The sequence below is a fragment of the Streptomyces sp. NPDC025784 genome, assembly GCF_055558435.1.
Genome location: NZ_JBVHMN010000001.1, coordinates 1,382,289 through 1,406,111, shown reverse-complemented (window position 1 = coordinate 1,406,111; position 23,823 = coordinate 1,382,289). Strand labels below are relative to the sequence as shown.

Here is a 23,823-nt window from a genome sequence, read left to right as displayed (position 1 = left end):
GCCGGGCGTCCGCCCGGCGGTGTGCCACGCCGACGGACCTCCCTCCGACCGCGTGCCACGCCGACGGGCCTTTGTCCGACCACGGGCCAAGCCGCCGGGCCTCCGCCCGGCGGCGTGCGTCGGCATGTCTGCGCCAAGACGCGCACCGGCCGGCAGGCCACGCTCCTCAGCCGCACACCGGCAGGCCCGGTGCCGTACGGGTGCTCGGGCTCGTACGGCGTGCACCGAGCTCCCGGGTGGCCGCCGCCGACGCCCGCGTGCGTTGTCCACAGGGAGTTGTCCACAGGGGTGGCCGGTAAGTCCCCGTATTGGCACAGTGGTGGTCATGCGGGGGTGGTGGCAGGACCTCACCGACCTGGTGCTGCCGGCCGAGTGCGGAGGCTGCGGACGGCCTCGTACGGTGCTCTGCCCGGAGTGCCGTGCCGTCCTGACCGGGGCCGCACCGCGCCGGGTGCGACCGGTGCCGGAGCCGTGCGGGCTGCCCGTGGTGCACGCGGCGGCTCCCTACGAGGACGAAGTGCGGGCGGCGTTGCTCGCCCACAAGGAAAGGGGCGCTCTGGCGCTCGCGGCTCCGCTCGGAGCGGCCCTGGCGGGGGCCGTACGGGTAGGGCAGGGCTGCGCGCGACGTGCTGGTCCGGGCGCGCGCCGCACGGCTGCGGAGGGGCGGCTCAGGGGCAGGAAGGGGCAAACGTGCGACGCGGGAGCCGGGCCGCTGCTCCTCGTCCCCGTGCCGTCGTCACGGCGGGCCGTGCGGGCCCGGGGACACGATCCGGTGCGCCGGATCGCGCTCGCGGCGGCGGGCGAACTGCGGCGCACGGGGACACCGGCCAGGGTGGCGGCCGTGCTGCGGCAGCGGCGCGCCGTGGCCGACCAGGCGGGACTCAATTCCCGCCAGCGGCTGGACAATCTCGCGGGCGCCCTGGAGGTGGCCGCCGGAGGCGCGCGGCTGCTGGTGGACGGCGGGCCGGTGGTGCTCGTGGACGACCTGATGACGACGGGCGCCTCGTTGACGGAGGCGGCACGCGCCGTCCGGATGGCTCGATCGGCCGTACGGCAAGTGGGTGAAGAGGAGGACGGGGCGGATCTGACGGAAGTGATTCGGGCAAGGGCGGGTACTGGCGAAGTCATGGACGGGAGGACCGACACGACCTGCGCGGCCGTGATCGCGGCGTCACCGGACGCCTTCGAAATAAACCGGAACTGACAGAGAACTTGCATCGTTGCAGGTAATGAGACGGTCAATTCACCTGAACGGAGGTACGCCGCAGTAGAGGGTGACGACATCCGTCCGGGCGAGATATGTTCGGTTGTGAGGCAATGGCGCAGGCCGGACCTCGCTAATCCGAACGCCGTGCTGCGGGTTTCCGGCAATCACCCGCATCGGTGGGGTGGAGATCTTGCCCATGGGGGAGGAGGAGGTGAAAGTCACCGAGTCCGAGGTTCCGGGAGACACCGGAGCCGGGTGCAAAAGGGAGATGCTCCGCCAGTGGAGCGGAGCTATCCGGGAACGGAGTTCTGCGTGGACATCGTCGTCAAGGGCCGCAAGACCGAGGTGCCCGAGCGGTTCCGCAAGCACGTGGCCGAGAAGCTGAAGCTGGAGAAGATCCAGAAGCTCGACGGCAAGGTGATCAGCCTCGACGTCGAGGTGTCCAAGGAGCCCAACCCCCGACAGGCCGACCGTTGCGACCGAGTGGAGATCACCCTCCGCTCTCGCGGTCCGGTGATCCGGGCGGAGGCAGCGGCGAGCGACCCGTATGCAGCACTCGATCTGGCGGCGGACAAACTCGAGGCACGGTTGCGCAAGCAGCACGACAAGCGCTACACCCGCCGTGGCAACGGCAGGATCTCGGCAGCGGAGGTCGCCGACCACGTCCCCGGTGCCGCGACGCTGAACGGGAACGGGAGCGTCGTCCGCGAGGAGGAACCGGACAGTGTGCCGACCAAGAAGATCGGCTCGCTCGAGGTCATGGGCGAAGGCCCCCTCGTCGTCCGCGAGAAGACCCACGTGGCCGCCCCGATGACGCTCGACCAGGCGCTCTACGAGATGGAGCTGGTCGGGCACGACTTCTACCTCTTCGTCGACTCCGAGACGAAGGAGCCCAGTGTCGTCTACCGACGGCACGCGTACGACTACGGCGTCATCCACCTCAGCACGGACCCCATGGTCACGCAGGCCGGAGCGGACGCGCCGGGCGGTGCGCTCGGCGGCTGACCCTCCCGGTGACAGCTGAGCCGGTGCCCCTGGAGCGTGTGTGCGCCCCCAGGGGCACCGGTGTGCGACCACTTGGAGCACCGCTCCGTCACCGCACTGTCGTCCGGGCATGGAATCATGGCCGCACCGGCCCAACCGGTGGGCCGTTGCCTTGGGTTGGCGATGGCACAGGAACACAGGCCACGGCCTTCAGGGGGAGGAACGATGGCGGACAGCTTCGGACCGATGCGTGACGACGACGCCGACGACGGCGTGGTCGGCATGGGCCCGGACACGGGCTCTTCGCGCAAGGAGCCCATCCGGGTCCTCGTCGTGGACGATCACGCCCTCTTCCGCCGCGGTCTGGAGATCGTGCTCGCGGCCGAGGAGGACATCCAGGTCGTCGGCGAGGCGGGCGACGGGGCGGAGGCGGTCGACAAGGCGGCCGACCTGCTGCCCGACATCGTGCTCATGGACGTGCGGATGCCGAAGCGCGGCGGCATCGAGGCGTGCACCTCCATCAAGGAGGTCGCCCCCAGCGCGAAAATCATCATGCTGACGATCAGTGACGAAGAGGCCGACCTCTACGACGCCATCAAGGCGGGCGCCACGGGCTATCTCCTCAAGGAGATCTCCACGGACGAAGTGGCCACGGCCATTCGTGCGGTGGCCGACGGCCAGTCGCAGATCAGTCCCTCGATGGCGTCGAAACTCCTCACCGAGTTCAAGTCGATGATCCAGCGCACCGACGAGCGCCGCCTGGTGCCCGCACCACGGCTCACCGACCGTGAGCTGGAGGTGCTCAAGCTCGTCGCCACGGGAATGAACAACCGGGACATCGCCAAGGAGTTGTTCATCTCCGAGAACACGGTCAAGAACCACGTGCGCAACATCCTGGAGAAGCTCCAGCTGCACTCCCGGATGGAGGCCGTGGTGTACGCGATGCGGGAGAAGATCCTCGAAATCCGCTGACCGCGTGACCGATGAGGGCGTGACCGCGTGACCGCGTGACCGCCTGACCGGCCCCGGTCCCGGCGGAGCCACCGGGACCCGCCACGGCCCGCCGTGATCACACGGGGCGGCTCCCTGTCATCCCAGGGCGCGCGCCAGCTCCCGGGTGAGCGGCTCGCGCAGCTCCGGAGAGTCCACCCGCTCCACCCGTACGTCCGTGCAGTCGACCCAGCTTGCCGCCTCCACCAGGGCCTGCGCCACCGCGGGGACGGCCTTGGGGCCGTCGAGGCCGACCTGCTTGGCGACCAGGGTGCGGCCCTCCCGGGCGGGGTCCACACGGCCGACCAGACGGCCACCGGCGAGCACCGGCATCGCGAAATAGCCGTACACCCGCTTCGGTTTGGGCGTGTACGCCTCCAGGCGGTGGGTGAAGCCGAAGATCCGCTCGGTGCGCGCCCGTTCCCAGATGAGCGAGTCGAACGGCGACAGCAGCGTGGTGCGGTGGCGGCCGCGCGGGGCCGTCTCCAGGGCCGCCGGGTCCGCCCACGCGTCCGCCGCCGTCCGGCCGGCCTGGCTCGCGCCGCTCCTGCCCTGCACCGGCTTGCCCCAGCCCTCCACCTTCACCGGGACCAGGCCCGAGTCCGCGATCACCGCGTCGACCTGCTCGCCCTTGAGGCGGTGGTAGTCGGCGATGTCCGCGCGCGTGCCGACGCCGAGGGACTGGCCCGCGAGACGGACGAGACGGCGCAGGCACTCCGCGTCGTCCAGCTCGTCGTGCAGCAGCTCGTCCGGGATGGCGCGCTCCGCGAGGTCGTACACCCGCTTCCAGCCGCGCCGCTCCGTGCACACCACCTCGCCGTACATCAGCGCGCGTTCGACGGCGACCTTGGTGCCCGACCAGTCCCACCACTCGCTGGTCTTCTTCGCGCCGCCCAGATCCGTGGCGGTGAGCGGGCCTTCCGCCCGGAGCTGCTTGATCACCTGGTCGTAGGTGCCGTCCGGCAGGGCGTGGTTCCAGTGCGGGCGCGAGCGGTAGGCGCGGCGGCGGAAGGCGAAGTGGGGCCACTCCTCGACGGGGAGGATGCAGGCGGCGTGCGACCAGTACTCGAAAGCGTGCGTGCCCGTCCAGTAGGCCGAGTCGACCGTCTTGCGGCCCACGGCGCCGAGACGGGCGTACGGCACGAGCTCGTGGGAGCGGGCGAGCACGGAGATGGTGTCGAGCTGGACCGCGCCCAGGTGCCGCAGGACTCCGCGGACGCCGGACCTGCGGTCCGGCGCTCCCAGGAAGCCCTGGGCCCGCAGGGCGATGCGGCGGGCTTCGTCGGCGGAGAGTTCTGCGGTGGGACGCGGGAGGCTCGTCATGCCCACACGGTAGGCGGTGCCACTGACAGTGGGCCCCGAGCCCGCTCACCTGGGGCCGAGCAGGCCGAGCAGGCCGAGGGGCGCCGGGCCGCGCCGGCTCTCAGGCCTCCGACGGACGGTCGGGGGCCGGCAGGTACGGGGCCGTCGAGGGCAGGCCCAGGTCCGAGGGGAGCAACGAGCCGACCCAGCAGTTGCGCCGTACGCCCTTGTTGTTGATGGCGGAGCGGAGGGTGCCCTCGATGACGAAGCCGGCGCGCTCGGCGACGGCGCGGGAGCCGGTGTTGCCGACCTCGGCGCGCCATTCGACACGGTCGACGGACAGATCCGTGAAGGCCCAGCGGGAGGCGGCGACGGTGGCCTCGGTGATGTAGCCGTGGCCGCGGTGCTCCTTGGTCGCCCAGAAACCGACCTCGCCGACGCCGAGGGAACGCATCGTGATGCCGAGCATGCCCACCAGCTCGCCGGAGCGGAGGAAGATCCCGAAGGTGAACATGGAGCCGTCCGCCCAGCCGTCCGGCACCATCTGGTCGGTGAAGCCCGCCGCGTGCTCGCGCAGATACGGCGACGGAAGGGTGGTCCAGCGCTGGATGTCCGGATCCTGGGCGGCCTCGTACACGGCGTCGGTGTCGTGCGGGCCCACGGCGCGCAGCACGAGACGGTCGGTGGTCAGGGTGACGGGGTCCATCGGGCGATTCTGCTCGGGAAGGCCGGAGGGGCGCCATCCCTTTGCCGTGAGTGAGCGGCCGGTTACTTTTCGACGCGTGGACACGGCACCTTCGGCAACCCTCGTCCGTTGTCCTAGTGGCTGTCGCGGGCAGACCTCCCGGCGCGGTGTGGTCCTCGCTTACGATGGCCGTTGCTCAAGCTGTGATTTGTAAGTGTCAGTGAAACCGACCGTCCCAGGCCCGACCGGCAAGGAGACAAACCCCCGTGTCCGTCCTCTCGAAGATCATGCGTGCAGGCGAAGGCAAGATCCTGCGCAAGCTGCACCGCATCGCGGACCAGGTCAACTCCATCGAAGAGGACTTCGTCGACCTCTCCGACGCCGAGCTGCGGGCCCTCACCGATGAGTACAAGCAGCGGTACGCCGACGGCGAAAGCCTCGACGACCTGCTGCCCGAGGCGTTCGCGACCGTCCGCGAGGCGGCCAAGCGCGTCCTGGGCCAGCGTCACTACGACGTGCAGCTGATGGGCGGCGCCGCGCTCCACCTCGGCTACGTCGCCGAGATGAAGACCGGTGAGGGCAAGACGCTCGTCGGCACGCTGCCCACGTATCTGAACGCCCTCTCCGGAGAAGGCGTCCACCTGATCACGGTCAACGACTACCTGGCCGAGCGCGACTCCGAGATGATGGGCCGCGTCCACAAGTTCCTGGGCCTGACCGTCGGTTGCATCCTCGCCAACATGACGCCGGCCCAGCGCCGTGAGCAGTACGCGTGCGACATCACCTACGGCACGAACAACGAGTTCGGCTTCGACTACCTCCGCGACAACATGGCGTGGTCGCAGGACGAACTGGTGCAGCGCGGCCACAACTTCGCGGTGGTCGACGAGGTCGACTCGATCCTCGTCGACGAGGCCCGTACGCCGCTGATCATCTCCGGCCCGGCCGACCAGGCCACCAAGTGGTACGGCGACTTCGCCAAGCTGGTCATCCGCCTCAAGAAGGGCGAGGCCGGCAACCCCCTCAAGGGCATCGAGGAGACCGGCGACTACGAGGTCGACGAGAAGAAGCGCACCGTCGCCATCCACGAGTCCGGCGTCTCCAAGGTCGAGGACTGGCTGGGCATCGACAACCTCTACGAGTCGGTGAACACACCGCTCGTCGGTTACCTGAACAACGCCATCAAGGCCAAGGAACTCTTCAAGAAGGACAAGGACTACGTCGTCATCGACGGCGAAGTCATGATCGTCGACGAGCACACCGGCCGTATCCTCGCCGGCCGCCGCTACAACGAGGGCATGCACCAGGCGATCGAGGCGAAGGAAGGGGTGGACATCAAGGACGAGAACCAGACGCTCGCCACGATCACCCTGCAGAACTTCTTCCGCCTCTACAACAAGCTCTCCGGCATGACCGGTACGGCGATGACCGAGGCCGCCGAGTTCCACCAGATCTACAAGCTCGGCGTCGTCCCGATCCCGACCAACAAGCCGATGGTCCGCAAGGACCAGTCCGACCTGATCTACCGCACCGAGGTCGCCAAGTTCGACGCGGTGGTCGACGACATCGCCGAGAAGCACGAGAAGGGTCAGCCGATCCTCGTCGGCACGACGTCCGTCGAGAAGTCCGAGTACCTCTCGCAGCAGCTCAGCAAGCGCGGCATCCAGCACGAAGTGCTGAACGCCAAGCAGCACGACCGGGAGGCGACGATCGTCGCCCAGGCCGGCCGCAAGGGCGCCGTGACCGTGGCCACGAACATGGCCGGTCGCGGTACCGACATCAAGCTCGGCGGCAACCCCGACGACCTCGCCGAGGCGGAGCTGCGCCAGCGCGGCCTCGACCCGGAGGAGCACATCGAGGAGTGGGCCGCCGCGCTTCCGGACGCCCTGGAGCGGGCCGAGAAGGCCGTGCGGGCCGAGTTCCAGGAGGTCAAGGACCTCGGCGGGCTCTACGTCCTCGGCACCGAGCGGCACGAGTCGCGCCGTATCGACAACCAGCTGCGCGGTCGTAGCGGCCGTCAGGGCGACCCGGGCGAGTCCCGCTTCTACCTGTCGCTCGGCGACGACCTGATGCGGCTCTTCAAGGCGCAGATGGTCGAGCGCGTCATGTCGATGGCCAATGTCCCCGACGACGTGCCGATCGAGAACAAGATGGTCACGCGCGCGATCGCGTCGGCCCAGTCGCAGGTCGAGCAGCAGAACTTCGAGACCCGCAAGAACGTCCTGAAGTACGACGAGGTCCTCAACCGCCAGCGCGAGGTCATCTACGGCGAGCGTCGCCGCGTCCTGGAGGGCGAGGACCTGCACGAGCAGATCCAGCACTTCATGGACGACACGATCGACGCGTACATCGCGGCCGAGACCGCCGAGGGCTTCGCCGAGGAGTGGGACCTGGACCGGCTGTGGGGCGCCTTCAAGCAGCTCTACCCGGTGAAGGTCACCATCGACGAGCTGGAGGAGGCGGCCGGTGACCGCGCCGGTCTGACCGCCGAGTTCATCTCCGAGTCCATCAAGGACGACATCCACGAGCAGTACGAGTCCCGCGAGGGTCAGCTCGGCTCCGAGATCATGCGTGAGCTGGAGCGCCGGGTCGTGCTGTCGGTGCTGGACCGCAAGTGGCGTGAGCACCTCTACGAGATGGACTACCTCCAGGAGGGCATCGGCCTGCGCGCCATGGCGCAGAAGGACCCGCTGGTCGAGTACCAGCGCGAGGGCTTCGACATGTTCAGCGCCATGATGGACGGCATCAAGGAGGAGTCCGTCGGCTATCTGTTCAACCTGGAGGTCCAGGTCGAGCAGCAGGTCGAGGAGGTCCCGGTCGAGGACACCGCGCCGTCCCTCGACAAGGAGGACGTCGTCCCCGCCGGTGCGCGTCCGGAGATCCGTGCCAAGGGCCTCGACGTCCCGCAGCGACGGGACCGCCTGCACTTCTCCGCGCCGACGGTGGACGGCGAGGGCGGCATCGTCGAGGGCGACTTCACCCACGACGACGAGCCCGTGCGCTCCGAGGTCGACGGCCTCACGCGCGCGGAGCGCCGCAAGCAGCAGAAGGGTGCGCGTCGCCGCAGGAAGTGATGTTCGCCGCGCGCGCCGCCAGTGCGTGAAAGGGCCGGGCACCTCGGGGTGCCCGGCCCTTCGCGTGGCGCGGAGCCGCCGGTTCTCGCGTTGCCGTGGGGCACCGGGCTTGCGCGTCGTCCAGGGCCACTGGTTCTTCGCGTAGTCCAGGGCCACTGGTTCTTCGTGCCGCCTTGGGCCGCCGGCTCTTCGCGTCGCATGAGCTGTCGGCCCTTCGCGTCGGCCTTGGGCGCCGTCCTTCGCCGTGCCAGGGAGCCCTTCGCGGCGACCGGGTGTGCGGCGGGCTCAGTCGTGGGGCATGCGGGGGCCGCCCAGTTCGACCGCGGTGCAGCGCCAGCGGAGGTCGGGCCCTTGTTCCAGGCGGAAGGCCATGGCGCGCAGCTGGTCACCGGCACCGATCCGGGCGAACGCCTCGATGGCGCCGCGACGCGGCACGTAGTAGCCGATGTCGCGGACGACGGGCTGGGTGCCGCGGGTACGCAGGGGGCTGCGTTCGGCGAGCCAGGCCAGCTCGTCGTAGGCGCGGCCCACGGTGTGGCGCAGCATGCAGTGCACGGGGCGCCGGCCGCTCAGCACGGCCACGAGGCGCTCCGCGAAGAGGTCCGTGGGCCGGGGCTGCGGAGCGGTCCGTCCAGCGCCGCGGACGGGCGCGCCGAGAGGCACGTCGCCGCCCGGTGCCGTCACCGCGGCGTCCTTATCCGTCGCCGTCGCCGTACGGCCGTGAGCGGGCGCCGTACGCGGCCCTGGGCGGACCGCCGGGACGGAACGGGAGTACGTGCCCGTCTCCGACGTACGTGGGGACGTACCCGGCGCCGACGTGTCGGAGGCCGTGCCCGGCGCCGTCGGACGGGGGCTTCCGGTGCCCGGCGGTGCCGGGAGGGTGGCCGTGCCCGGCGACGGTGGCGGCGGGCTGCCGCCCGGTGTCCTGCGGGGCGCACCCGGCGCCCGGGGCGGCGCGCTCCCCGGCCCGCGGGTGTCCTGGCGGCCCGGCGGGCGGGTGCCCGGGTGGCGCTTCGTCCTGGTCATCACCTTGTTCATGCGTCGTCCCCGGTCGCTGGGGCCCGGTCGATACCGAGCGGTAACTTGCGTGCTGGGGATCTTGTACGGGGCGGGGGAAGGCCTTCGCAACGAAGCGGCGCGCGTGTCGCGGCGGCCCGGGAGGTTCACCTATCAGGGGCGTCCGGTGGGCGTCGGCCCTGTCGGCACGGGGGAGTGCCGGGTGAATCGGGGGCCCGGGGTGGACGTCGTGGAGGGTGCCTCCGGGGACTCGAAAGGGGACGCCCGCACGTATCCTGAAGGCCCTCTCGGGAGGCGTTCACGTCCTTCTCCGGAGGACCGCCCTCCTCGCAGTCCGACGACGAAAGTGGCAGCCATGCGCGTCTACGTCCCCCTGACCCTCTCCGGTCTCGCCGAGGCGTACAAGACGGGGGAGCTGGCGGCGGGACCGTTCGTCGCGTACGCCGTGACGCCCGCGCTGCGCGAGTGGTATCTCTCCGAGGACATCGAGGAACTGGAGTACGCGGCGCTGAGCCGTGCCGCGCTGGCCTCGCTGCGGCTGCTCGCCGTCGACCCGGGTGCCGTACGGCGGCGGGTCGTCGTCGCTGTGGACGTTCCGGACCGGGCCGCCGTCGCCGACCCCGACCGGGGGCTCGATCCCGCGGCGCTCGGCGAGGTGCGGGTCTCCCAGGCCGTGACCCTGGCCAAGGCGGCGGCCGTGCACGTCGACGCGGACGACGCGGAGGCGGACGTCGCCGCGGCGGCCCGGGCGCTCGGCGCGGCGGACATGGGGGACGACGACGCCCAGTTCGTCGTGGACGGAGCCGAGGACCACGAGCTGCTGTGGTTCGCCACGCAGGAGATCCCCAACCTGGTGGGGCAGGGCGACTGACGCCCGCCCGCGGTACGGCCCTCGGGTAGGTCGGGGGCGCGATGTCAGTGGCGGCAGGTACGTTCTTGGTATGGGGATGCACGGAGCTGCGCACATCGTCTGGGACTGGAACGGCACGCTGTTCCACGACAATGAGGCGATCATCGGCGCGACGAACGCGGCCTTCGCCGAGCTGGGGCTGGAGCCGATCACGCTGGAGCGGTATCGAGCGCTGTACTGCGTACCGGTGCCGAAGTTCTACGAACGGCTGATGGGCCGGCTGCCCACGGACGTCGAGTGGCAGATCATGGACGAGACCTTCCACCGGTACTACGCGGAGCACCGCGTCGCGTGCGGGCTCACCGAGGGCGCGACCGAGCTGCTCCAGGGGTGGCGGTCGGCGGGGCGCAGCCAGTCGATCCTCAGCATGTACGTGCACGACGAACTGGTCCCGCTGGTCCGGGGATTCGGGATCGAGTCGCACTTCATACGGGTCGACGGGCGGACCGGACCGTCCGGTGGCAGCAAGGCCGAGCACATGGTGCGGCACGTGGGTGCGCTCTCGGGTGTGGAGCCGTCCCGCGTCGTGGTGATCGGCGACGCGGCAGACGACGCGCTGGCCGCCCGGAGCGTGGGTGCGGGGGCCGTGCTCTACACCGGCGGCTCGCACAGTCGCGCCAGCCTGGAGGAGGTCGGCGTGCCCGTGGTGGACAGCCTGGCCGAGGCCGTCGAGGAAGCGCAGCGGCTGGCGGCCTGACCGGCGCCGGGAGCAGGCCTCGCCGGAGCCCGCAGGGGCGGCGTCAGGGTGTCGGGACCCCGCAGGACTCCGCCTCGTCGGTCTCCGTTCAGCTCGCCGGTGCCTTCGCGCGCAGCACCTTCAGGAACTCCCGCATCCAGCTGGAGTGGTCCGGCCAGGCGCGGGAGGAGACCAGGGTGCCGTCGACCACGGCCTCCGCGTCCTGGAAGGTCGCCCCGGCCGCCTGCATGTCGAGCTCCAGCGCGGGATACGCCGTGACCCGCCGCCCGCGCAGGCCGTCCACGGCAGCCGTCAGCAGGGGCCCGTGGCAGATCTGGGCCACCGGCTTGTCGGTGTCGAAGAAGGACTTGAGGATCTTGCGGAGTTCCGGGTCGTTGCGGAGGTACTCCGGTGCCCTCCCGCCGGGAATGACGAGAGCGGCGTACCGGCTGGGCTCGACCTCGGCGAAGGCGAGGTCGGCGGGCCAGGTGTAGCCGGGCTTCTCCGTGTACGTGTCGAAGCCGGGTTCGAAGTCGTGGACCACGAACCGGAGCTGCTTGCGGGTGGGGGCGGCGATGTCGACCTCGTAGCCCTCCTCGCGCAGGCGCTGGTAGGGGTACAGGACCTCCAGCGACTCCGCCGCGTCGCCCGTGACGATCAGGATCTTCGTAGTCATGTCGGCCGCTCCCCTCGCCGTGTCCGAGTCGTGCGTCAGCCATGTCCCACGTCCATTGTGCTGCCGTCCCCGGCGGCCGTCCTGACAGCGTGGGGCCGAAGGGGGGCCGTGCCGAGAGGGCGCCGGCGCGTCTCCGGCCGCATGCCGGGGGTGCGTTTCCGGCCGCGGGGAGGCGTCCCGGAGCCCGGCCGGTCACCCCCGTCTCCGCCCTCACTGCATGCCCTCGCCCCTTTCGTCCCTGTGCATACTGTCAAAGTTCCACCCCCGGTTTTGTACACATACGGCTCATGACGGGTGCGGGGTAGGGGGCGATAGCCTTGTGGCGTGATCAGCGCGATATCTCGCGGGGGCATCGTCGCCCCTGCCCCGCGCCCGGAGAGCACGGACCACATCCGTGACCGGGCGGCAATCGCTGATCTTCGCGGGCGGGACAGGACGACGGCGAGCGGGCCGCGTGCCCTCCGTGCGTCGAGGACGCCCCGGGAGCGGACGCCGACGAGAGCGGTGTCACAGTCCCCGGCGGTGTCGAGAATGACCGATAACCCCCCGCCCATCTCATCTTGCGGCATAGCGTCGGACCAGACCGGACACCCCGCGTCACGGCGTCATGCCGGAAGCACCGAGACCGTACTTCCATCAACGTCACGCAACGGCGCGCGACAGGAGCCAGAGGACAATGCAGACCAAGCTGGACGAAGCCAAGGCCGAGCTGCTCGAACGGGCTGCCCGGGTAGCTGAGAACAGCCCGGTCGGGGGGCACCTACCGACTGGGACGACGGGCGAGGGCACCCCCGACCGGGACACCGTGCTCGCGTTCCTCCAGCGCTACTACCTGCACACAGCCCCGGAGGACCTCACCGACCGTGACCCGGTCGATGTCTTCGGAGCCGCCTTCTCGCACTACCGGCTGGCCGAGAACCGCCCACAGGGCACGGCCAACGTGCGGGTCCACACGCCGACCGTCGAGGAGAACGGCTGGACCTGCAGCCACTCCGTCGTCGAGGTCGTCACCGACGACATGCCCTTCCTCGTCGACTCGGTCACCAACGAGCTGTCCCGTCAGGGGCGCGGCATCCACGTCGTCATCCACCCGCAGTTCGTGGTGCGGCGCGATCTGACCGGCAGGCTCATCGAGGTGCTGCCCGCCCGTCCGGCCGCCGAGGAGCTGCCGCACGACGCGCACGTCGAGTCGTGGATCCATGTCGAGATCGACCGTGAGACCGACCGTGCCGACCTGAAGCAGATCACTTCCGACCTGCTGCGCGTCCTGTCCGACGTCCGCGAGGCGGTCGAGGACTGGGAGAAGATGCGCGACTCCGCGCTGCGCATCGCGGAGGAGCTGCCCGCCGAGCCGACCGCGGGCGACCTGCGCGACCAGGAGGTCGAGGAGGCCCGTGAGCTGCTGCGCTGGCTCTCGGACGACCACTTCACCTTCCTGGGGTACCGGGAGTACGAGCTTCGCGACGACGACTCGCTGGCCGCCGTGCCGGGCACCGGCCTCGGCATCCTGCGCTCCGACCCGCACCACGCGGGCGAGGACAGCCACCCGGTCAGCCCGTCCTTCGAGCGGCTGCCCGCCGACGCGCGCGCCAAGGCCCGGGAGCACAAGCTGCTGGTCCTGACCAAGGCGAACAGCCGGGCGACCGTGCACCGTCCGTCGTACCTGGACTACGTCGGCGTCAAGAAGTTCGACGAGCAGGGGAACGTGGTCGGGGAGCGGCGCTTCCTGGGCCTGTTCTCGTCCGCCGCCTACACCGAGTCCGTGCGCCGGGTGCCGGTCATCCGCCGCAAGGTCGAGGAGGTCCTCAGGGGCGCGGGCTTCTCGCCCAACAGCCACGACGGCCGCGACCTGCTCCAGATCCTGGAGACGTACCCGCGCGACGAGCTGTTCCAGACGCCCGTGGACGAGCTCCGCTCGATCGTCACGTCCGTCCTGTACCTCCAGGAGCGGCGCCGGCTGCGGCTCTACCTGCGCCAGGACGAGTACGGCCGCTACTACTCGGCCCTCGTCTACCTGCCGCGCGACCGCTACACCACCGGTGTGCGCCTGCGGATCATCGACATCCTGAAGGAGGAGCTGCACGGCACCAGCGTCGACTTCACGGCCTGGAACACCGAGTCGATCCTGTCCCGGCTGCACTTCGTGGTCCGGGTCGAGCCGGGCACCGAGCTCCCGCAGCTGTCCGACAACGACAAGGACCGCATCGAGGCGCGGCTCGTCGAGGCCGCCCGCTCCTGGGCCGACGGCTTCGCGGAGGCCCTGACCGCCGAGTGCGGTGAGGAGCGCGCCGCGGAACTGCTGCGCCGCTACGGCAACGCGTTCCCCGAGGGCTACAAGGCCGACCACACCCCGCGTGCCGCGGTCGCCGACCTGGTCCACCTCCAGGCGCTCACGCAGGACGCGAGCAAGGACTTCGCGCTCAGCCTGTACGAGCCGGTGGGCGCCGCGCCCGGCGAGCGCCGTTTCAAGATCTACCGCACCGGCGAGCAGGTCTCGCTCTCCGCGGTCCTCCCGGCCCTCAACCGCATGGGCGTCGAGGTCACCGACGAGCGCCCGTACGAGCTGCGCTGCTCGGACCGTACGACGGCCTGGATCTACGACTTCGGGCTGCGCCTGCCCAAGTCCGCGAACGGCAACGGCGACGCCCTCGGCGACGACGGCCGCGAGCGGTTCCAGGAGGCCTTCTCCGCCACCTGGACCGGCGAGGCCGAGAACGACGGCTTCAACGCCCTCGTGCTCAGCGCCGGGCTGAACTGGCGGCAGGCGATGGTGCTGCGCGCGTACGCGAAGTACCTGCGCCAGGCCGGATCCACCTTCAGCCAGGACTACATGGAGAACACCCTCCGCAACAACGTCCACACCACCCGGCTGCTGGTCTCGCTGTTCGAGGCGCGGATGTCGCCGGACCGCCAGCGCGCCGGCGTCGAGCTGACGGACGCCCTGCTGGAGGAGCTGGACGCCGCGCTCGACCAGGTCGCCTCGCTCGACGAGGACCGGATCCTGCGGTCCTTCCTGCACCTCATCAAGGCGACCCTGCGGACGAACTTCTTCCAGGAGGCGCTCGGCGGCAAGCCGCACGAGTACGTCTCGATGAAGTTCGACCCGACCGCCATCCCGGACCTGCCGGCGCCGCGGCCGGCGTACGAGATCTGGGTGTACTCGCCGCGCGTCGAAGGCGTGCACCTGCGCTTCGGCAAGGTCGCGCGAGGCGGTCTGCGCTGGTCCGACCGCCGTGAGGACTTCCGTACGGAGATCCTCGGCCTGGTCAAGGCACAGATGGTGAAGAACACCGTCATCGTGCCGGTCGGCGCCAAGGGCGGCTTCGTCGCCAAGCAGCTGCCGGACCCGTCGGTGGACCGCGACGCCTGGCTGGCCGAGGGCATCCGGAGCTACCGCACCTTCATCTCCGCGCTGCTCGACATCACCGACAACATGGTCGGCGGGGAGGTCGTGCCGCCGGTCGACGTGGTGCGTCACGACGGGGAGGACACGTACCTCGTCGTCGCCGCCGACAAGGGCACCGCGACGTTCTCGGACATCGCCAACGAGGTCGCCGAGAGCTACAACTTCTGGCTCGGCGACGCCTTCGCCTCCGGTGGATCGGCCGGCTACGACCACAAGGGCATGGGCATCACGGCCCGTGGCGCCTGGGAGTCCGTCAAGCGGCACTTCCGGGAGCTGGGCGTGAACACCCAGACGCAGGACTTCACGGTCGTCGGCGTCGGCGACATGTCCGGTGACGTGTTCGGCAACGGCATGCTGCTCTCCGAGCACATCCGTCTGGTCGCCGCGTTCGACCACCGGCACATCTTCATCGACCCGACCCCGGACGCGGAGACCTCGTACGCCGAGCGCCGCCGCCTGTTCGAGCTGCCGCGCTCCTCGTGGGCCGACTACGACACCGAGCTGATCTCCGCCGGCGGTGGCGTCTTCCCGCGCACCGCCAAGGCCATTCCGGTCAACGCGCACATCCGTGAGGCCCTCGGCATCGAGCCGGGCGTCGCCAAGATGACCCCGGCCGACCTGATGAAGGCGATCCTCCAGGCGCCGGTCGACCTGCTGTGGAACGGCGGCATCGGCACGTACGTGAAGTCGTCCGCGGAGTCGCACGCCGACGTGGGTGACAAGGCCAACGACGCCATCCGCGTGGACGGCGCCGACCTGCGCGTCAAGGTCGTCGGCGAGGGCGGCAACCTGGGTCTGACCCAGCTCGGCCGGATCGAGTTCGCCCAGCAGGGCGGCAAGATCAACAACGACGCCATCGACAACAGCGCGGGCGTGGACACCTCCGACCACGAGGTGAACATCAAGATCCTGCTCAACGCGGTGGTGGCCAACGGCGATCTGACGGTCAAGCAGCGCAACAAGCTGCTCGCCGAGATGACCGACGAGGTCGGCGCGCTGGTCCTGCGCAACAACTACGCGCAGAACGTGGCGATCGCCAACGCGCTGGCCCAGTCGCCGAGCATGCTCCACGCCCAGCAGCGGTTCATCCGCCACCTGGTGCGCGAGGGTCACCTCGACCGGGCGCTGGAGTTCCTGCCCAGCGACCGGCAGATCCGGGAACGGATGGTCGCCGGGCTGGGCCTGACCGGCCCGGAGACGGCCGTCCTTCTCGCCTACACGAAGATCACGGTCGCCGAGGAACTGCTCGCCACGTCGCTGCCGGACGATCCGCACCTGGAGAGGCTGCTGCTGGCGTACTTCCCGAGCGCGCTGCGCGAGAAGCTCCGCGAGCAGATCGACGGGCACGCGCTGCGCCGCGAGATCGTCACGACCGTCCTGGTCAACGACACGGTCAACACGGGCGGTACGAGCTTCCTGCACCGGCTGCGCGAGGAGACCGGCGCGTCGCTGGAGGAGATCGTCCGGGCGCAGACCGCGGCCCGCGCGATCTTCGAGTCGAGCAAGGTGTGGGACGCGGTGGAGGCGCTCGACAACATCGTCGCCGCCGACATCCAGACCCGTATCCGGCTGCACTCGCGCCGTCTGGTGGAGCGCGGCACGCGCTGGCTGCTCAACAACCGGCCGCAGCCGCTCCAGCTCGCCGAGACGATCGGTTTCTTCAGCGAGGGCGTCGAGCAGGTCTGGTCCGAGCTGCCGAAGCTGCTGCGCGGTGCCGACCTCGAGTGGTACCAGCAGATCTACGACGAGCTGACGGGCGCGGGTGTCCCGGACGAACTGGCCACCCGGGTGGCCGGGTTCTCCTCGGCCTTCCCGACGCTGGACATCGTCGCGGTGGCCGACCGGACGGGCAAGGACCCGATGTCCGTCGCCGAGGTGTACTACGACCTCGCCGACCGCCTCGGCATCACCCAGCTCATGGACCGCATCATCGAGCTGCCCCGCGCGGACCGCTGGCAGTCCATGGCCCGTGCGTCGATCCGTGAGGACCTGTACGCGGCGCACGCGGCCCTGACGGCGGACGTCCTGGCCGCGGGCAGCGACTCCGCGACTCCCGAGCAGCGCTTCAAGGCCTGGGAGGAGAAGAACGCGGCGATCCTCGGCCGGGCACGCACGACGCTGGAGGAGATCCAGGGTTCGGACGCGTTCGACCTGGCGAACCTGTCGGTGGCGATGCGGACGATGCGCACGCTGATGCGGACGCATTCGTAGGCCGTCCCTCAGGGCGCAGGGCGACACGGCGATACGCCGAGGGGGCGCCCCGGATCTCGTACGAGGTCCGGGGCGCCCCCGTTCGTGTTTTCCGGCGCGGCCTGATCGGGCTTTTCTTTCCGACGTCCGAAGGGAATCGAGCCCTGAATTTGGCTATTCATGCTAAATACGACATTTGGGTTAGGTTTGGCCCGATCGTCGACGGCTGGCTGGAGGACTCGGACCCGTGACAGTGCATCTCACCGAGCGGCGGGCCCCGGTCGCGGCCGTGCCCGCTCCCCGCTCCAGGCCGTTCGTGCGCACCCGCCGGCTCGCCCTCGAGGTGGTCCGGTTCTCGGTGGTCGGCGGCAGCGGTGTCGCGGTCAACATCCTCTTCTTCAATCTGCTGCTGCACGGCCTGGTGTGGCCCCCGATGGTCGCCACGGTGATCGCCAGCTGTGTCGCCATGGGCAGCAATTACCTCGGATTCCGGTTCTTCGCCTATCGGGACCGCGCCTCGCGCACCACGCGGCAGATCGTCCTCTTCTTCGCGTTCAGCGGTCTCGGTGTGGCCATGGAGAGTGCCCTGTTCTACCGCGGTTACCACGGTTTCGGGATGAGCGGTCCGCTCGCCTCGAACGTCGCGAAGGCGCTGTCGATCGTGCTGGCGTCGGCCTTCCGCTTCGTGGTGTACCGGACCTGGGTCTTCCAACACGCGAAGCACGGGCGATAACGGCGCACAGCGGGACATTGTGTCTACGATTAATAGGATGAATGTGGATCAATGTCGCGCGCCGGCCGGCCCCGCCGTCTCCGTGGTCGTCATCGTCTACAACGACGCCGACCGACTGCCCACGGCCGTGCGCTCAGTCCTGGACCAGACACTGCACGGCGTCGAGGTCGTCATCGTCGACGACCGCAGCACGGACGGCTCGTACGAGACGGCGCGGCTGCTCGCCGCCCAGCACCCCGACCGCGTCCGCGTGTTCCGCCTGCCCGAGAACAGCGGCGGCTGCGGCGCCCCCCGCAATCGCGGCATCGCCGAGGCCCGTGGCGACTACGTCCTCTTCCTCGACAGCGACGACGTGCTGGAACGCAACGCCTGCCGCAACATGCTGGAGGCCGCCGAGACCACCGGCGCCGACCTCGTCTCCGGCCTGTGCGTGCGGGTGCACGTCGACTCGCGCACGCGCAAGCAGGTCAAGTGGTATCCCTGGCTGTACGAGCGCACCCGCACCCTGGAGTCGATCACCGAGCTGCCCGACCTGATGGTCTTCGACACCCTGTCGACGAACAAGTGCTACCGCAGGCGGTTCCTGCTCGACGAACGGCTGGAGTTCCCGGTCGGCATCCACTACGAGGACCTGCTCTTCTCCGCCCAGGCCTATGCCGCAGCCCGCCGCATCACGCTCATCCCCAACCGGGTCTACGAATGGCGGGTCGTGGAGACGCCGGCCGGGACGGCGGCGCGGTCCATCAGCAACCGGCGCGACGAGATCGCCAACTTCGCGCACCGCATGGAGATCCACCGCCGGGTGGACCGGCTCCTCGCGGAACGCGGCATGCTGGAGCTGAAGTTCGCCAAGGACGTGAAGTTCCTCAAGCACGACCTGGTGCTGCACCTGCGGGAGCTGCCCTCCCGCGACGCGCCGTACCGGCGGGAGTTCGCCGCGATCGCGCGGCAGTACCTGGAGTCGATCGACCGGGCCGCCTTCGACGAGGCCGAGCCCATCCACGCCATCTGCGCCTATCTCCTCCAGATGGGCGACTGGGACAATCTGCTGCCCGCCGTGGACACGCTCACCAACCGCGACAAGATCTCCTCCTCGCTCGTGGAGCGCGACGGGCGGGTGTACTGGTGCGCCGAGCATCTGGGCGACCCGTTCGGCCGGCACGTCCTGGACGTCACCGAATTCGGCTATCACACCAGGCCGGTCGAGAGGATGTTCCTGCGCAACGCGCTCACCCACTACGAGGGACCCCGGGGGGCGGGCGGCACCGTGCGCCTCGCCGGGCGCATCGTCAACCCGCTCGGTGTCGTTCCGCCCGGGGCGCGGCTCACCGCGGAGCTGGAGTTCTACGCCCGCCGTGCCGGTGTGCGCTTCCAGACCTTCCGCTTCCCCGTGGCGAGCGTGCGGAACGAGGGCGAGTCCCTTCTCTGGGAGGCCGCGCCGGACCTGACGGCCCTGCGGCCGCTGGGCCTCGTCGACGCGGTGTGGGACGTGCGTCTGCGCCTGGACGTCGACGGCGCACGCACCTCGACCCGGCTCACGGCCGCGGGCCCCGGCCCGTTCGCCGGCCGGGTGCCGGTGCGCCCCCGCCTCACCCGGCTGGTGGCCGACCGCATCGAGCCGGTGATCTCCTCGCGCGGCCACCTCGCCTTCCGGCTGGTCCCGGACAAGAAGGCCAACCAACTCCTCCAGAGACAGGTGCACGGCAAGGTCGCCCGACTCGCCAAGTCCCGCTACCGCAAGGCCAAGTCCCTGCGCAAACGGCTCACCTCCGGCGACACCAAGATCCGGCTGTACCACGAGGTGTTCACCAGACTGCCGGTCCGCAAGGGTCTCGTCGTCTTCGAGAGCCACCTGGGCCGGCAGTACAGCGACAGCCCCAAGGCCGTGTACGAGGAGATGCGCCGCCAGGACCTCCGGTTCGAGGCCGTCTGGTCGTACGCGGGCAGTCCCGACGGATTCCCCGCCGACGCCACGCTCGTACGCCGCTGGTCCCTGCCGTACCTCAAGGCGCTCGCCCAGGCCGAGTTCTGGGTCGACAACCAGAGCTATCCGCTGAAGCTCACCAAACGCCCGGAGACGACGTACATCCAGACCTGGCACGGCTCGGCGCTCAAGCGGATGGGCTTCGACGAACCGGGCTGGAAACTCAAGTCCCGTGCGCAGCAGGAGGTCCAGCAGCGGGTCCTCGACCGCTTCGACCGGTTCCTGATCCGCTCCGAGCACGATGTGCGCACGCTCGCACGGGCGTTCCGGCTCCAGGAACGGACCCTGCTGCGGGTCGGCTACCCGCGCAACGACGAACTGGTGCGGACCAGGGAACTGGAGGTGTCGTCGGGGCGGCGCGTACGCGGGCCGCTCGCCGCCGAGCTGGGCATCCCCGACGACCGGCAGGTCCTGCTGTACGCCCCGACCTTCCGGCAGCACGGCGGCGCACCCCGGCGGTTCGAACTGCCCTTCGACGTCGAGTGCTTCGCCGACACCTTCGGCGACCGCTACGTCCTCCTCGTGCGCTCCCACTACCTGAACCACGTCGTGCTTCCACCCTCCGTGCGCGGCCGGGTCGTCGACGTGACCGCGCACCACGACATGACCCCGCTGCTGGCCCTCGCCGACGGGCTGATCACCGACTACTCGTCCGTGATGTTCGACTACGCCCTGCTGGACCGGCCGATGTTCTTCTTCGCCTACGACTACGACGAGTACGTGAACGAGGGCCGCGGCACCTACTTCGACCTGATGGAGCGCGCGCCCGGTCCGGTGGTGCGCACCGAGGACGAACTGCACGCCGTCCTCGGCTCGCTGGAGGAGCAGACGGTCAAGTACGCGGCGGCGCGTGAGCAGTTCACCGCCGAGTTCGGGGAGTACGACAAGGGGACCTCGGCCCGAAGCGTGGTCGACCAGTTCTTCGCGCAATGGAGGCGTGCATGACCGACCAGGCGTGGCTGACCGAGCGGCCGGCGGCGAGCGTCGCGACCGGCACGAGCGACCGTCCGCGGGACGTCTTCATCGTCTCCAACAGCGTCGACGAGCTGGGCGGGGTGACCAGCTGGTCGCACCAGATGGCCCGCCTGTTCACCGGGCGCGGCCACCGCGTGCACGTCGTCGGCATCACCGAGCCCGAAGTCCCGCAGGAGCTGGGCGAGACGGCGTACCCCACCACCACGCTGTACGACGTCCATCCGCCCCAGATCGGACCCATGCGCGGGCTGAAGGGGCGGCTCGACGTGGCCGAGCGCAGACGGCGCACCGCGCGCGCGGAGGGCATGCGCGAGCAGGCAGCCAAGCTGACCGCGCTCTTCCGGGCCGCGCGTCCCGGCGCCGTCGTGATCGTCACCCAGGTGTGGGCCATGGAATGGGTGGCGCTCGCCGACACGACCGGTCTCCTCGTCGTCGGCATGAGCCACGAGTCGTTCGCGTACTGCCGGAAGACCTCCCGCTTCGGGCGGGTGCAGCGGCACTACCGGAACGTCGACCGGATGCTGGCGCTCACCCGGGAGGACGCCGATCTGTGGATCCGGCAGGGCATGAACAACGCCTCCTTCATGCCGAACCCGATCCCGTTCATGCCCGAGACGCCGTCCCCGCGCACCGAAAAGGCCGTGGTCAGCATCGGCCGGCTGCACGACCAGAAGGGCATCGACATGCTGCTCGACGCCTGGGCCGAGGTCGCGCCCAACCACCCCGAGTGGCGGCTGCGGATCTACGGCACGGGGGAGGACGAGGAGATCCTTCAGGAGCGGTGCACCACGCTGGGTCTCGACGGCAGCGTCGACTGGATGGGCCCGACGGGCGATGTGCCGGGCGCGCTGCGCGACAGCTCCGTCTTCGTGCTGCCCTCGCGCGGCGAGGGCTTCCCGCTGGCCGTCATGGAGGCCATGGCGGCGGGGGTGCCGTGCGCCGCGTTCGACTGTGCGCCGGGCGTGCACGAGATCATCCGCGACGGCGAGGACGGTCTGCTCGCCACCCTCGGCAACACCGGCGAACTCGCGCGCCGGATGGACACGCTGATGTCCGACAAGGGGATGCGGGACGCGATGGGCGAGGCGGCCCGGGTGAACATCCAGCGCTACGCGGCGGAGGAGATCGTGCGCCGCTGGGAGGACCTGTTCGCCTTCCTGGAGAGGTGAGCCGCCGGGGTGAGAGGCGGGCCCGCGCGGGTGCTCAGGGCCGCGCGGGCGCCGCCCGCCCTACTTGCCCGTGAACTTCTCGTACTCCTTGAGGACGTCCTCCGTCGGCCCGTCCATGCGCAGTTCGCCGCGCTCCAGCCAGAGCACCCGGTCGCAGGTGTCCCGGATCGACTTGTTGTTGTGGCTGACCAGGAAGACGGTGCCCGCGTGCTTGCGCAGCTCGCGGATGCGGGCCTCGGAGCGCTTCTGGAAGGAACGGTCGCCGGTCGCCAGGGCCTCGTCGATCATCAGGACGTCGTGGTCCTTGGCCGCGGCGATGGAGAAGCGGAGCCGGGCGGCCATGCCGGAGGAGTACGTGCGCATGGGGAGCGTGATGAAGTCGCCCTTCTCGTTGATGCCGGAGAAGTCGACGATCTCCTGGTAGCGGTCGCGGACCTGCTCCTTGGACATGCCCATCGCGAGACCGCCGAGGTGGACGTTGCGCTCGCCGGTGAGGTCGTTCATCAGGGCCGCGTTGACGCCGAGCAGCGAGGGCTGGCCGTCGGTGTAGATCCTGCCGTTCTCCACCGGCAGCAGGCCGGCGACGGCCTTCAGGAGCGTCGACTTGCCGGAGCCGTTGGTGCCGATCAGGCCGATGGCCTCGCCCTTGTACGCGGTGAAGGAGACGCTCTTGACGGCGTGCACCTTACGGACGCCCGCCGCCTTCTCGGCCTGTTTGCGGCGCAGGATGCGGTTCAGGGCGGCGGTCGCGCTGCCGCGGCCCGCGCCGGTGCCGTTGACGCGGTAGACGATGTCGACGCGGTCGGCGATGACGGTGGGCACGCGGGCCTCGGCCGCGGCGGCCGGGTCCTGGGGCCGGATGTCCTCGGTCAGGGTGATGGTGTCAGCCACGGCCGTAAGTCTCCTCAGCCTTCCAGAAGTAGATGAAGCCGCCGGCGCCCGCGACGAGTGCCCAGCCGATGGCCAGCGCCCATACGTGGTGCGGCAGTTGGTGCGCGTGGAAGCTGTCGATCAGGGCGAAGCGCATCAGGTCGATGTAGACGGCCGCCGGGTTGCTCTCCAGGAGGACCATCGCCCAGTGCGGCAGGTCGCTGCGGCTGAGCACCTTGTCGATGCTCCACATGACTCCGGAGACGTACATCCAGGTGCGCAGCAGGAACGGCATGAGCTGCGCGATGTCGGGCGTCCTGGCACCCATCCGCGCCATGATCATCGCGATGCCCGCGTTGAACGTGAACTGCAGGACCAGGACGGGCACCGCGAGCAGCCAGGAGAAGCTCAGCGGGACGCCGAAGCAGAGCAGGATGACGAGCAGCGCGGCCATCGAGAAGAGCAGCTGCTGCAGCTGCTGGAGGGCGTACGAGACGGGCAGCGCCGCCCGGGGGAAGTGCAGGGCGCGGACCAGGCCGAGGCTGCCGGAGATCGCCCGGGTGCCCGCCATGATCGAGCTCTGCGTGAAGGTCCAGATGAACACGCCGGTGACGAGGAAGGGGATGTAGTCCGGCACGCCGTGCTTGGTGCCGAGCAGCACACCGAAGATGAAGTAGTAGACCGCCGCGTTCAGCAGCGGGGTCATCACCTGCCACACCTGGCCGAGCTTCGCCTGGCTGTACTGCGCGGTCAGCTTGGCGGTGGCGAAGGCGGTGATGAAGTGGCGTCGCGCCCACAGCTGGCGGACGTACTCGGGCAGGGACGGGCGGGCGCCGCTGACGGTGAGTCCGTACCGGGCGGCGAGCGCCGCGGCGTCGTCGGAGGGGTGGCCCGGTGTCGCTGTCGGGGGCGGCGTGTCGAGGACCTGGCTCACATCCGCTGCTTTCGCTCGGGGGGTGGGGTGCGAGCGGGGTC

General features: G+C 70.1%; 16 protein-coding genes. 10 read left to right on the top strand and 6 right to left on the bottom strand.

What is annotated here, in order from left to right; genetic code table 11:
* The first annotated feature begins 325 nt into the window (after positions 1–325).
* The 3 genes from ACZ4IF_RS06080 to ACZ4IF_RS06070 all read left to right on the top strand — a co-directional run bounded on the left by ACZ4IF_RS06080 (position 326) and on the right by ACZ4IF_RS06070 (position 3,163).
* Positions 326–1,204, top strand: coding sequence for a ComF family protein (locus ACZ4IF_RS06080; RefSeq protein WP_467559881.1), 879 nt, complete (start codon positions 326–328; stop codon positions 1,202–1,204).
* A 315-nt stretch (positions 1,205–1,519) separates the two neighbouring features.
* On the top strand, positions 1,520–2,212 hold the full coding sequence (gene hpf / locus ACZ4IF_RS06075) for a ribosome hibernation-promoting factor, HPF/YfiA family (RefSeq protein WP_373557551.1): 693 nt from the start codon (positions 1,520–1,522) through the stop codon (positions 2,210–2,212).
* Positions 2,213–2,416: 204 nt separating this feature from the next.
* Positions 2,417–3,163, top strand: a complete 747-nt coding sequence (locus tag ACZ4IF_RS06070; RefSeq protein ID WP_359491470.1) for a response regulator transcription factor — start codon at positions 2,417–2,419, stop codon at positions 3,161–3,163.
* A gap of 117 nt (positions 3,164–3,280) precedes the next feature.
* Here ACZ4IF_RS06070 and ACZ4IF_RS06065 read toward each other — a convergent pair whose 3' ends face one another.
* Together ACZ4IF_RS06065 and ACZ4IF_RS06060 are read right to left on the bottom strand one after the other, a co-directional pair.
* Positions 3,281–4,504: a winged helix-turn-helix domain-containing protein gene (locus ACZ4IF_RS06065; RefSeq protein ID WP_467559879.1), complete on the bottom strand. Its 1,224-nt coding sequence runs from the start codon at positions 4,502–4,504 to the stop codon at positions 3,281–3,283.
* Between the two features lie 100 nt (positions 4,505–4,604).
* Positions 4,605–5,189, bottom strand: a complete 585-nt coding sequence (locus ACZ4IF_RS06060) for a GNAT family N-acetyltransferase (protein ID WP_467559877.1) — start codon at positions 5,187–5,189, stop codon at positions 4,605–4,607.
* Between the two features lie 245 nt (positions 5,190–5,434).
* Between ACZ4IF_RS06060 and secA the strand changes: the two genes are divergently transcribed.
* A complete protein-coding gene (gene secA / locus ACZ4IF_RS06055; RefSeq protein ID WP_467559875.1) occupies positions 5,435–8,242 on the top strand; it encodes a preprotein translocase subunit SecA in 2,808 nt (935 codons plus the stop codon).
* Positions 8,243–8,527: 285 nt separating this feature from the next.
* On the opposite strand, the gene ACZ4IF_RS06050 is transcribed toward secA, so the two are convergent.
* A complete protein-coding gene (locus tag ACZ4IF_RS06050) occupies positions 8,528–8,926 on the bottom strand; it encodes an Rv3235 family protein (protein WP_467559873.1) in 399 nt (132 codons plus the stop codon).
* A 688-nt stretch (positions 8,927–9,614) separates the two neighbouring features.
* Here ACZ4IF_RS06050 and ACZ4IF_RS06045 point away from each other — a divergent pair.
* Together ACZ4IF_RS06045 and ACZ4IF_RS06040 are read left to right on the top strand one after the other, a co-directional pair.
* The gene (locus ACZ4IF_RS06045) at positions 9,615–10,130 is read left to right on the top strand and encodes a DUF6912 family protein (RefSeq protein WP_467559871.1); all 516 of its coding nucleotides are present in this window, start codon (positions 9,615–9,617) and stop codon (positions 10,128–10,130) included.
* 70 nt (positions 10,131–10,200) lie between these two features.
* Positions 10,201–10,866, top strand: coding sequence for an HAD family hydrolase (locus ACZ4IF_RS06040; RefSeq protein WP_467559869.1), 666 nt, complete (start codon positions 10,201–10,203; stop codon positions 10,864–10,866).
* An 88-nt stretch (positions 10,867–10,954) separates the two neighbouring features.
* Here the strand turns inward: ACZ4IF_RS06040 and ACZ4IF_RS06035 are convergent, their stop codons facing one another.
* Positions 10,955–11,521, bottom strand: coding sequence for a DJ-1/PfpI family protein (locus tag ACZ4IF_RS06035; RefSeq protein ID WP_345640675.1), 567 nt, complete (start codon positions 11,519–11,521; stop codon positions 10,955–10,957).
* Between the two features lie 676 nt (positions 11,522–12,197).
* Here ACZ4IF_RS06035 and ACZ4IF_RS06030 point away from each other — a divergent pair.
* The 4 genes from ACZ4IF_RS06030 to ACZ4IF_RS06015 all read left to right on the top strand — a co-directional run bounded on the left by ACZ4IF_RS06030 (position 12,198) and on the right by ACZ4IF_RS06015 (position 21,978).
* Positions 12,198–17,138 (top strand): NAD-glutamate dehydrogenase, encoded by a 4,941-nt coding sequence (locus tag ACZ4IF_RS06030; RefSeq protein WP_467559867.1) that lies wholly within the window; start codon positions 12,198–12,200, stop codon positions 17,136–17,138.
* A gap of 226 nt (positions 17,139–17,364) precedes the next feature.
* Complete coding sequence (locus ACZ4IF_RS06025; protein ID WP_467559865.1) at positions 17,365–17,850, top strand: GtrA family protein; 486 nt, start codon at positions 17,365–17,367, stop codon at positions 17,848–17,850.
* A 37-nt stretch (positions 17,851–17,887) separates the two neighbouring features.
* On the top strand, positions 17,888–20,779 hold the full coding sequence (locus tag ACZ4IF_RS06020; RefSeq protein WP_467559863.1) for a bifunctional glycosyltransferase/CDP-glycerol:glycerophosphate glycerophosphotransferase: 2,892 nt from the start codon (positions 17,888–17,890) through the stop codon (positions 20,777–20,779).
* Positions 20,776–21,978, top strand: coding sequence for a glycosyltransferase (locus ACZ4IF_RS06015; protein ID WP_467559861.1), 1,203 nt, complete (start codon positions 20,776–20,778; stop codon positions 21,976–21,978). The genes ACZ4IF_RS06020 and ACZ4IF_RS06015 overlap by 4 nt, the downstream gene beginning before the upstream one ends.
* A gap of 60 nt (positions 21,979–22,038) precedes the next feature.
* Here ACZ4IF_RS06015 and ACZ4IF_RS06010 read toward each other — a convergent pair whose 3' ends face one another.
* Positions 22,039–22,851 (bottom strand): ABC transporter ATP-binding protein, encoded by an 813-nt coding sequence (locus ACZ4IF_RS06010; protein WP_467559996.1) that lies wholly within the window; start codon positions 22,849–22,851, stop codon positions 22,039–22,041.
* A 10-nt stretch (positions 22,852–22,861) separates the two neighbouring features.
* Complete coding sequence (locus ACZ4IF_RS06005; protein ID WP_467559859.1) at positions 22,862–23,782, bottom strand: ABC transporter permease; 921 nt, start codon at positions 23,780–23,782, stop codon at positions 22,862–22,864.
* Between the last annotated feature and the right edge of the window lie 41 nt (positions 23,783–23,823).

Bases quoted from the DNA above. Each gene is read 5' to 3' on its own strand.
- ACZ4IF_RS06080 (WP_467559881.1), top strand. From the start codon at position 326: ATGCGGGGGTGGTGGCAGGACCTCACCGACCTGGTGCTGCCGGCCGAG.
- ACZ4IF_RS06070 (WP_359491470.1), top strand. From the start codon at position 2,417: ATGGCGGACAGCTTCGGACCGATGCGTGACGACGACGCCGACGACGGC.
- ACZ4IF_RS06065 (WP_467559879.1), bottom strand. From the start codon at position 4,504: ATGACGAGCCTCCCGCGTCCCACCGCAGAACTCTCCGCCGACGAAGCC.
- ACZ4IF_RS06060 (WP_467559877.1), bottom strand. From the start codon at position 5,189: ATGGACCCCGTCACCCTGACCACCGACCGTCTCGTGCTGCGCGCCGTG.
- ACZ4IF_RS06045 (WP_467559871.1), top strand. From the start codon at position 9,615: ATGCGCGTCTACGTCCCCCTGACCCTCTCCGGTCTCGCCGAGGCGTAC.
- ACZ4IF_RS06040 (WP_467559869.1), top strand. From the start codon at position 10,201: ATGGGGATGCACGGAGCTGCGCACATCGTCTGGGACTGGAACGGCACG.
- ACZ4IF_RS06035 (WP_345640675.1), bottom strand. From the start codon at position 11,521: ATGACTACGAAGATCCTGATCGTCACGGGCGACGCGGCGGAGTCGCTG.
- ACZ4IF_RS06030 (WP_467559867.1), top strand. From the start codon at position 12,198: ATGCAGACCAAGCTGGACGAAGCCAAGGCCGAGCTGCTCGAACGGGCT.
- ACZ4IF_RS06020 (WP_467559863.1), top strand. From the start codon at position 17,888: ATGAATGTGGATCAATGTCGCGCGCCGGCCGGCCCCGCCGTCTCCGTG.
- ACZ4IF_RS06015 (WP_467559861.1), top strand. From the start codon at position 20,776: ATGACCGACCAGGCGTGGCTGACCGAGCGGCCGGCGGCGAGCGTCGCG.